This window comes from Apibacter sp. B2912 (assembly GCF_009827835.1).
GTDB lineage: Bacteria > Bacteroidota > Bacteroidia > Flavobacteriales > Weeksellaceae > Apibacter.
In genome coordinates this window covers 336,983-347,930 of sequence record NZ_WINV01000003.1, presented here as the reverse complement: position 1 = coordinate 347,930, position 10,948 = coordinate 336,983, and the positions used below count along the sequence as shown (strand labels likewise).

5 protein-coding genes and 2 tRNA genes are annotated in these 10,948 nt (G+C 28.5%); 5 read left to right on the top strand and 2 right to left on the bottom strand.

The annotated features are described in order from the left end of the window. Positions 1-18 precede the first annotated feature (18 nt). From GFV01_RS07535 to GFV01_RS07520, 4 genes are all read left to right on the top strand, one after another. On the top strand, positions 19-5,499 hold the full coding sequence (locus tag GFV01_RS07535; RefSeq protein WP_370513738.1) for a leucine-rich repeat protein: 5,481 nt from the start codon (positions 19-21) through the stop codon (positions 5,497-5,499). A 796-nt stretch (positions 5,500-6,295) separates the two neighbouring features. Then, positions 6,296-6,874: a GNAT family N-acetyltransferase gene (locus GFV01_RS07530; RefSeq protein WP_160566040.1), complete on the top strand. Its 579-nt coding sequence runs from the start codon at positions 6,296-6,298 to the stop codon at positions 6,872-6,874. A 583-nt stretch (positions 6,875-7,457) separates the two neighbouring features. Further along, positions 7,458-8,033 (top strand): GNAT family N-acetyltransferase, encoded by a 576-nt coding sequence (locus GFV01_RS07525; protein ID WP_160566037.1) that lies wholly within the window; start codon positions 7,458-7,460, stop codon positions 8,031-8,033. Positions 8,034-8,437: 404 nt separating this feature from the next. Continuing rightward, the gene (locus GFV01_RS07520) at positions 8,438-8,896 is read left to right on the top strand and encodes a helix-turn-helix transcriptional regulator (RefSeq protein ID WP_160566034.1); all 459 of its coding nucleotides are present in this window, start codon (positions 8,438-8,440) and stop codon (positions 8,894-8,896) included. A gap of 570 nt (positions 8,897-9,466) precedes the next feature. On the opposite strand, the gene GFV01_RS07515 is transcribed toward GFV01_RS07520, so the two are convergent. Then, positions 9,467-9,550 (bottom strand) — tRNA-Leu (locus tag GFV01_RS07515). A 34-nt stretch (positions 9,551-9,584) separates the two neighbouring features. Continuing rightward, positions 9,585-9,657, bottom strand: a tRNA-Gly gene (locus GFV01_RS07510). Positions 9,658-9,934: 277 nt separating this feature from the next. Here GFV01_RS07510 and GFV01_RS07505 point away from each other — a divergent pair. After that, entirely contained in the window at positions 9,935-10,909 is a 975-nt protein-coding gene (locus GFV01_RS07505; RefSeq protein WP_160566031.1) for an MlaD family protein, read from the top strand. Positions 10,910-10,948: the final 39 nt, after the last annotated feature.

Sequence of the window (10,948 nt, the reverse complement as noted above, 5' to 3'; positions counted from 1 at the left end):
TATGGTATTAAGGAAAAAGTGATCCTTCCAGATCATCTGGAATCATTACCTTACAGGTCTTTTGCTAACTTTAATGGATCTGTTAGTCTTCCTAAAAATTTAAAAGCTATTAGTAAAGAGGCTTTTTATAATTCTTTAATAAAAGATATAACTTTACCTGCCTCGCTTAAAAAAATTGATACAGAGGCTTTTAATGGAGCTAAACAATTAATTTCTATTACCAGTAACAATACAATTCCGCCTTCTTTGGGTAAAAATGTATTTTATGGGGTTGATAAAAATAACTGTTTGTTACAAGTTCCTAATTCTTCTCGTCAACTATACGCAAAAGCCGATCAATGGAAAGATTTTCAATTTAAAGAAGCTAATTTATTTATTTCTTTAAATTTACCCGATTCAGATTTCCCTGTTAATACCCCTTTTTTAGTTTCCACTACTCTTGAAAATAAGGGTAAATCCGAAGCTAATAATAATGGTGAAGTAGCTTATTTTTTATCTGAAGATGATCGTTGGGATGATAACGATTATTTACTTGCTAAACATTCTATCTCTGAAACTATACCTGCTAAGGATAAAATCTCTTTTACTACCTCAATATCTTTCCCTGATAAATTAGGTAATTTTTTCTTACTTGCTGTGATCATTCCTAAGGACTCAGCGGATATCCCATTGGAAGATTACTCAAGCTTTGCAGGAAAAATACATTTATCACCTGAATATAAAGTGAGCATAAACCCCTTAGATAAATCCATTTATTCCAGAGGGGAAAAAATAATTTTTAATGGTAAAGCCCGGTTGGCTGATAAAAGCCCTGCCATTGATAAAAATATTAAAATTAATTTAGTTACTGCAGGTACAAAAAGGGAGTTTTTTGCTAAAACTAATACCAAAGGTGAGTTTACCTACACTTTCACCCCTTTTGATGAAGAATTCGGTTTTTATCAAGTGGGAGCTTCTCATCCTGATATCTCTAATTCTGCATCGCAGACTGATTTTACTATTCTTGGTATAGACATTATCGACAGCGATATTATATTTAAAGGTATAGTAAACAATACTGTAGAAGGATCTATTGAAGTTAAAAATAAAACCCATCTTACTTTACATACTGTTACTGTCCATCCTATAGTTAATTCCGATAGTTATTCTATTTCTTTTGAACCATTGACCGTTTTAGAACCGGGTAAATCAGCTTTTTTAAAATACAAGCTTAACGCTAAAAAGGTTACATTGACTGATAATTACGAGTCTGCAGCCTTCGACATTAAAGCAGAGGAAGGTAATTTGGCTGAATTCTCCGCTAAATTTACCGCTACTACAGGTAAAGCTTATTTGGAGGTGAAAAAGTTTCCTAAAGATATTACTGTAACTAAAGGTAAAAAACGTTTGGTTGAATATACTCTTTTTAATTCCGGAAAAGAAAATACGGGCAAAATCTCTCTTTCTTTACCTTCTGAGGATTGGTTCAGAATTTTAAGTCCGGCCACTGCTTCAATTGATAATTTACCGCCGGGACAAACTGCTACCTTTACTATTGAGCTCACAGGTAGGCCGGATCTTCCTTTGAATTCACCATTCAAAGGCTCTATAGCCGTAAATACCGAAAAAGCCAATTCAATATTAATTCCTTTTGACATTGAGCTTGTTTCTGAAAATGTTGGATCTTTATGGGTGGATGTGGTTGACGAATATTCTTATAATACACCAAGTAAACCTCATGTTAAAAATGCTAAAGTGGTTATTTCACATCCATTTTCCGGTAAGGTGTTGAGCGAAGGATTAACCGACCAAAATGGATTGTATAAATTGGATAGTATTCCGGAAGGGTATTATACCGTTTCTGTTTCTGCTGATAAGCATGAAAGTTATAAAAATAATATTTTAATAAACGCCGGTAAACTCAATAATCAACGGGTGTTTATTTCTTACATGGGGGTTTCATATACCTGGGAGGTAACTCCAACAGAAATTGAAGATGAATATGATATCGATTTAAAAGTTGATTATGAAACCAATGTTCCTCAACCGGTGGTTATTATGGAATTCCCTAAACCCTTACCGGATCTTAAACCGGGTAATACGTACAGCTTTATGGTTACTTTAACCAATAAAGGACTTATCGCGGCAGAAAATGCTAAAATTCAATTTGATTCATATAATAATTACGTATTTACCCCTTTAGTTAATAAAGTAAACATTCCTGCTTTAACGGCTATACAAATACCGGTAGTAATGAGTATGAATAATTCAAATAATAATAGTTCCAATGGAAATAGTGAAGACAACAATAACAACAATGGTTCCAATGGAAATGGTGAAGACAACAATAACAACAATGGTTCCAATGGAAATGGTGAAGACAACAATAACAACAATGGTTCCAATGATAATAACAATAATTCAGATAATAATAATAGTAATAAGGATAAAAACGATGATAAGGTTAACAAAAATAATGGCTGCATAAGTTATGTTAAAGTTTTTTATGAATACAAGTGCGGTAACACTACAGTTAAAAAATCTTCTTACAAGATATCTCATATTAACCCAGGTTGCAATAACAATAATTCTTCGGGGCATTTGGATTTATCCAATGGAAGCGTGAGTACTGGAAGTGGTGGGTTTATTCCTATTGTTATATCGGGTGGCTGTACCCCTTTACCTCCATGCCTTATTGAAGCTGGTGGAGCAATTATAAGTTGTAACCCACTTCCTCCATATATAGGCTGCGCCTATAGTTTTATAACTTCAGGAGTAAATACTAAAAATATAATACTTTGCCTGATAGGTTTCTTAGAAAAAAAACCGAGTAAATTTGGTATAGGTATAAGCTGTGTTGTAGCTTTATATGACTTTTTTAATTGTGCGTTAGAAGATATTATAAATAAGTTTCAAAAATCTGGCTCAGACAAGATTCAGATTAATGATATGGAAGCTATACTTAATTTTATAAACACTGTAAATAGTTATTATGCTGAATATTATGGTAATTCAATTATGAATTCCTCTTCTTTTTTACAATTCGCAAATGCAACTGCTGCTCACTTAGGTGACAATAAACCTTTTACACCTCAAGATATTGCCAATATCAAAAGCCTTTTTGCTAATTCTGATATAAGCTCTTCTACCATGGATTACTTTTTTACTCGATGGAATTTAACTCTTCAAGCTTGGGATAATGGAGTTTATACTCCTAATGATAATTATCCTGACATAGTAAATAAAACTAAACTTAATGAATATTTGAAAACTATGATTTCTATAAAAGAATATGTAAGTTCCAGAGGATATGATTCTATAGATGAATTATATGCAGACAGGCTTAAAGAAGCTAAAGAATATTTTACTCGCAAACAAAATTCCGTTTGTGCTAAAGTTTCATTAGACATTAAGCAAAAAATGGTTATGACAAGAGAAGCTTTTGAAGGGAATTTTACTCTAACTAATGGTAGCCAACAAAAAGAGATTACTAATATTAAGCTTGATATAGAAATTAGAGATGATCAAGGCAACTTAGCTAATGACCTTTTCCAAATTAATATTAAATCACTTACAGATTTATCAGCCATTGATGGTACCGGATCTTTAGACCCGGGCAAAAAAGGTTTTGCCTCCATTTTATTTATTCCTACCAAGAAGGCAGCTCCTAATAAAAAGAAATCATATTCTTTTGGCGGTACTCTTTCGTATACCAATCCTTTGACTGATGAAGTAACTACGGTTAAATTGTTCCCATCTATTTTGGATGTCCATCCTAGTCCTGAAATTTATCTAGATTATTTTATGCAGAGAAACATTTTCGGGGATGATCCGTTAACTGAAGACATTGAACCTATCATCCCGGCTGAATTGGGTCTTATTATTCACAATAAAGGAATGGGAACGGCTAAAAATGTACATGTTAGTTCAGCTCAACCACAAATTGTTGATAATCAAAAAGGATTAGCTATTGATTTTGATATTATTGGTTCCAACTTAAACGGTAAAAAACGTCAATTGGGAATTACCAATATCGATTTCGGAACTATAGAAGGTGGTAAAACTGCGGTTGGACAATGGTGGTTTACCAGCTCCCTTTTAGGTCATTTTATAGATTTCGAAGCAAAAATTTCTCATTCTAATAGTTTTGGTAATCCGGACCTTAGCTTAGTAGGTGGTATTAAAATTCATGAACTGATCAAAAGTGTCCGAGTATATGGAAATCAGGATGATGGTATTAATGACTTCTTAGTTAATGATAGTAAAGATATTAGAGATTTCCCTGACTCGTTATTTTTATCTAGCGGTGGAACTAAGCCTGTGTTCCGTACAAAAAATATAGTAATTATAGATAAAAATCCCGATTCTATTGTATCTCAAATTGAAATTACCCCTTCCAAAGAAGGATGGAATTATGGTTTAATCAATGATCCTTGGAACGGTAAATATTTGATTACTAAGATAGTTCGTAATGATGGTGTGATTATTCCGTTGGATAACTTCTGGTTAACCCAATGTACACTACATGATAATGCGGATCCTGTTTATGAAAATAAGTTACATGTTATCGATAAATTTGAATCTATACATAGTGCTATCTACACCGTTTATTGGGAAATCAATAAAAATAATGCGGTGAGGGTAGAGGCTATTACTCATGTTCCTGAAAAAACTATCTTTGAAAGCTTGAATTATGTAGATGTTAAATTCAATACTCCTATTAATCCTGCAACTTTTACTTACAAAGATCTTTATTTGTCTTGCCAGGGTGGTAAAAATTTAATCGACTCAAGCATTACAATAAATAAAATCGATGAAAGAAACTATCGCGTGTATATTGGATCTAAAACTATGAAGTTTGGGTATTACAGATTCCGTGTATTAACCAATAATATTGAAGATGCTAACGGAAATAAAGGGACAACAGGAAAAGAAGCCAGTTGGACTCAATCTCCCAAAATTAATGTAATTAACGTTTCAGGTATTCTTAATGACGGAAAGCCTGTGGATAAAGTAACTATTCAATTTAATATGCCGGTGAATTTTACTAAGGAGGCCATTTATCTTAGAAAAGGTAATTCTGAAACAATACTTTTAGATAATGTAACTATATCCTATAGTGAAGATAAAACTATTTTTACTGTTCAAGGCTTAAAACAATATAATTATATGGATGGTAACTATTCATTAGTTATAGACCTGTCTAAAGTTACGGATACTAACGGCAACAAAGGTAGGGATAATCATTCTGAAAAATGGATGGTATATCCTGCTAATGCTAGCATTAAATTATATCCTAATCCTGTATTATATAACCTTACCCTTGAATCTAATATTCCTTTTAAGTGGTATCATATTGTCTCTCTTTTTGGTAAATCTGAATTTTACCAAACTTTCCCGGATCATACTTACAAGGCTATTATTGAAACCAATAATTCTTGGAATAAAGGAATTTATTTGATTTTCATTTATGACAGTAACAATAAATTAATTGCAGTTAAAAGATTTATTAAAATTTAACTGATTTAATCTATTTTAAGTATTTTATTTTTATATTATAAATCACGAGGAGAATTAACGTTCTCCTCGTGATATTTATAACTCGTTTTAAATTTATATCTAATTTATAATATGTTTTGAGTTTTTTATCTATGAAGAGAAAGATATATAAAATATACAATTTGACAATTTATTGATATGCTACGTTAATTTTAAAAAAGCAACTATACAATTATTCATTAAAAAAATAAATGCCAAAAATGTATTTTTTTGGCATTTGAAATTTATTTACTCATTGAATAAGTAAATCATTATAGAATTTTAGTGTTAATAAACCCTGATAACGAATTTATTACATCAAATGTAAGAAATTTAACCTTTGGCTGTTACCGAAATTCCATAATTAAAATAATTATCACATAATAGATAAATTATTCACAATACAAATCTTATATTATTTTTTATCTCTTAAAAAATAAGCAGAAAAAATATTAAGTACCAATAAGTATAAAATTTAAATTATTTATATTAAATAAATATTATGTTAAAATTTATTATTTTAAAAATAAAGCCAACATTTTATCCTTCATTTTGTTGAAAATCATTGTTTTATCCACCCATACAAGTTGAAACATGAGATTTTTAGCTTACTATTTCTTATATTTTTATGAAAATATATATTAATAAAATTTGTTAAAACTAAAATAAACTTAAATGAAAATTTGAGTTAATTTTAGTTTTTATCTTAAATTAGCTATCATGTTTATAAGTAATAATTAGTTTTCATTAAATATTAATTTTATGCTATTATAATAGAATGATAAAAGTAACAAAACAAGAAAAAGATATAGCTCTTGAAATATTACATAGTGCTTTCTTTAATGTACTTATTCCAAATTCAATTAACTTCACGATAAAAAAAGACCATAAGAGGCATGAAAGATTAATGGCTCTAATGGATTATCAATTTAAAATGTCAATGAAATATGGAGAAGTTTTTATTAGTGATGACAAAAATGGTTGTGTATTATATGTTGATAAAATATATTCCAGTTTACAAAAGATTAATTGGGAAATTAAACTTCTTTTTAAATGTATAGGCATTGAGAATACTTTTAAAACCCTGAAAAGGGAAAATCTTTTAAAAAAGTATCATCCTAAAGAACCTTTTAAGCATTTATGGTTAATGGGAGTTCGACCCAAATTTCAAGGCAAAGGGATAGGAAGTAAATTAATCAATGAAACCCTTAAAAGATATAAAGGAGATTTAATTTATGTGGAAACAACCATTCCCGAAAATATAAAATTTTATAAAAATTTAGGATTTACCGTTTTCCATGAAACACATGAGCTCAATTATCCACTTTATTTCCTTAAATTAAGAAATCAAATATAATTTTTTTTATTATACTTTCCAGTTCAAAAATACTAACTAACTATATAATTATTTAAAAATTATTCTAAGCTGCAAAATTTAAAAACCTATATTCTTAATGTTTTTAATAAAGATAATACTGAAGAGAAAAATATTGACACAGATTGGCTAAAGGAAAAAATTTATTTATTTTTTCAACGATCTAACTACAATGAAGCAGACAAAAAAGTATTTTTAAAGGACTAGCTAAATACAATTACAAAGAAGCTATCAAAGTAAGAGCTGGACCCTTAGACTATACCTATCAAATAACAAAGTTTATTTATAGTGCAAGAAATGAAGCCTATATTCAATTATTAGATAATGTGGGATGGTTGGTTTTAATCCATTCATCATTGAATTTTAAAACACAGTTTTATCCATAAAGTCAAAATAGAAAGAGAGTCACAGATATCTTTATACTCACAACTTTAGAAATATTAACTTCCTTAGAGTTTTACTAAATCCCAATAATAAACTTATTAATAAAATAAAATTCAAATAAAATAAAATTTATCTTAAATTAGCCTCTTATATTATTCTAATCATTTATAAAATTTGATTTATGAAAAAAGCAGTAAGTGAAAATTATACTAAAATTAACCACATACTAACAAAAGCTTTTGTAAATAATAATTCTGTAAATTTTGTTTTAAAACAAAAAAATGAAAAATATATTTCAAGTTTGATGGATTATTCTATATATATGGGTAAAAAATTTGGGGATATATTTTTAAATGAAAAAGAAACCGCCTGTGCAATACTCATAGATCATAAAAAAAAGAAAACTACATTAGGAACCCTTATACGGGATATTAAATTTGCCTGTTGTGTGAGTGGATTAAAAAATGCCTATAAAGTAGTGAAAAAAGAAAAGATTACTCATGAAACACTGCCTAAAAACATTGATTTTATTCAACTATGGTTTCTGGGGGTTGATGTTTTACAGCAGGGAAAAGGGAAAGGTACTGATTTTCTACAAGAGCTTATAGAATATTATAAAGGAAAAAAAGAAGCTATTGTATTAGAGACATCAACAGTAAAAAATATTAAATTTTATGAAAAAAATGGGTTTGAAATATATTGTGTGAATAAAGAAGATTTTGGATTTGATTTTTATTTTTTTATATATAGATATTAACAATGTTCGGAACTGAAATTCATTTTTGTACATTCATTTATATATGTATCGCTTTTATTAATTTATTTCCTGTATTACTAAACATTACTAAAAGAAAATATAAGAAATATCATATAAAATTTTTTATACTATCAGTATGTATCCTATTAAATAATTTATCATCAGGACTTCTGCCAGATAATAATTTGAAAATAAATATCCTTTCCCAGAATATATTGGCATATGTTATAGGATTAAGCACAACAATATATTATTTTTATTATATATACACTGAATATGATATTAAAGTCATTGAGTTTATAAATTTCTATTTTATACTAATAGTTTCAAGTCTTAGTTTAATACTTCTTTTTATACTTCCCTATAATATTACAAATAATCTTGTTTTATCCAGGAAAATATTTTTGATAATTCCACTAATTATTATTACAATAATTTTCTTCAATACCAGTCATCAGGAATTAAAAAAATGGAAAGTTACTTATGATAAAAAAAGTAGATTTAGAATTATTTCAGGAATAATAGGGTTATTCAGTATATATTCATTACCTATTGTTATGTTCATATTAGGAGACAATCAGGATGTAGAACAGAGTTTATACACTTTTGGATTTTTATTTTTAATGATTTCTTATTATTTATATGATAAAGATTTATCTTCTAATGGTAAAATTCTGAATTTAACCCCTAGAGAAAAAGAAATTTTTACAATTGTCGTTGAAAATCCTGATATAAAATATGTAGACTTAAGCGAACAATTGCATATTTCAGAAAAAACTTTTTCAGCTCATATGTCAAATATTTATAAAAAATTAAATATAAGAGGTAAAAAAGAACTATTGAAAAAATTTACAACAAGGTAATATTTTTTTTAGTTTATCTTCTTTAAATTCAGGATTATAAAAAAACCTTAGATTAAACCCTTAGACCATTTAAAGCCTTTTTAAATGCTTATTTCTTTTTTTATTTTAGCTTATTACTAATCTTTTAACATTTTTAGGTTTAAAGATTATGGATAATTTAAAATATCAGATTTTTACTAAATATAAAAAAGTTCTATTCTTATTTCAGTCCTTTTATTATATCTCATTCAGTAGAAAGTTTTCAATATTTTTTAAAAGCTATATCCAAACTAATACAAAATTACATTTTGATAAAAGGCATGTATCCAAAGAAGAGATTTTGTTTATTGAAATTATAGATAAAATTACAAAAACAAAATGAAATTTATCCTAAATTAGCCTTATTGTTTCTAATATGGAATACAAAATACATACTGTAAATGGAGAAGAAAAACTTTTTTCTATTGCTGAAAATATAAATGATTAATTTAGAAACTGATAATATTAAACTATTTCGAGGGATATATGGGGAATATTAAAAATAAAAAACCGCTAATCTTTTGAATTTCAAAATGATTAACGGTATTTGAGTACCCCAGACGGGACTTGAACCCGTACAGCCTAATGGCCACAGGATTTTAAGTCCTGCGTGTCTACCAATTCCACCACCGGGGCATTAGTATTTTTAGTATTTTAATTATCAAACCTGAGCGAAAAACGGGACTCGAACCCGCGACCCCGACCTTGGCAAGGTCGTGCTCTACCAGCTGAGCTATTTTCGCGCTTCAATTAACGTCTTTCTTGTAAATTGGTTTGCAAATATAGAATTGATTTTTCTTATCTGCAAACTTTTTTTTCATTTTTTAAACTATTTTTAATCTCTAATTATTTATACCATTAGAACTCAACCTATTAAAAAATTACTAATTTAGTAATGCTAAGGCTAAAAAGGTTTCAAAACTTCTATTTATATCTGATTTATGCATCTTCAACTTAAAAAAAAGAATAGAATTTTTATTAATTGTTTATATTTGTCGAAAAGTTATTCAAAATTTAAAAGTGAAAGCAAGAAAGGAATTTATAGCGGGTATAATAGTAATTGTAACTTTATTAGCCTTTTGGTGGTTGTTTAAATTTTTAAAAGCGCAAAACGTTTTTACAAATCAAAACACCTATTATGTAAAATATAATAAAGTAGAAGGCTTATCTAAATCCAAAAATGTAAATATAAACGGCTTAAAAGTCGGAATGGTGGAATCTATCATTCCTGTACCTACCAAAACAAAAAATATAAGCTTTATTGTAGCAATAAATGTTGATAAAGATTATCAATTTTCTAAAAATTCTGTAGCTCAAATAGTTACCAGCTTTATGAACGGTGCAGAAATTAACTTGGTTCTGGCTGAAGATCAAGCAGAAATAGCAAAAACTGGGGATACTTTGAAAGGAAGTTTATTGCCGGGCTTAATGGATTTAGCCGAAGAAAAGATAAAACCAATTAGTGATAATGCCAATAAAGTTTTATTAAGACTGGATTCTACTCTAGCTTCAACTAATAAACTTCTTAATGAAAAAAATCGACAAAATATAGAATCTTCTTTAGCAAATTTAAATCAAGCTATAGCAGAATTCAATAAATTAGGTAAAGGGGCTAACCAATTACTGGCTAATAATTCTTCAAAAATTAATTTAGCTATTGATAATGCCAATAAAATGATGGTAACAACCAATACTACGGTTGAAAAATATGGAATGATGGCTGATAAGATCAATAAAGCAGATTTAGATGTTGCCGTTAAAAAATTAGAATCTACATTAAATAATCTTAACGAAATATCCGGTAAAATAAATTCGGGAGAAGGCTCAATGGGCAAATTAATGAATGATCCCGGTTTATATACTAACTTAACTCAAGCTTCTAAAAATTTAAGCGTTTTATTGGATGATTTAAAAACCAATCCAAAAAGATATGTTCACTTTTCAATTTTCGGAGGTGGCGGAAAAAAGAGTAAACAAGAAGGAACAGCCAAATAATTATAGTATGTTATAAGGGTTGAATATCCACTAATACAC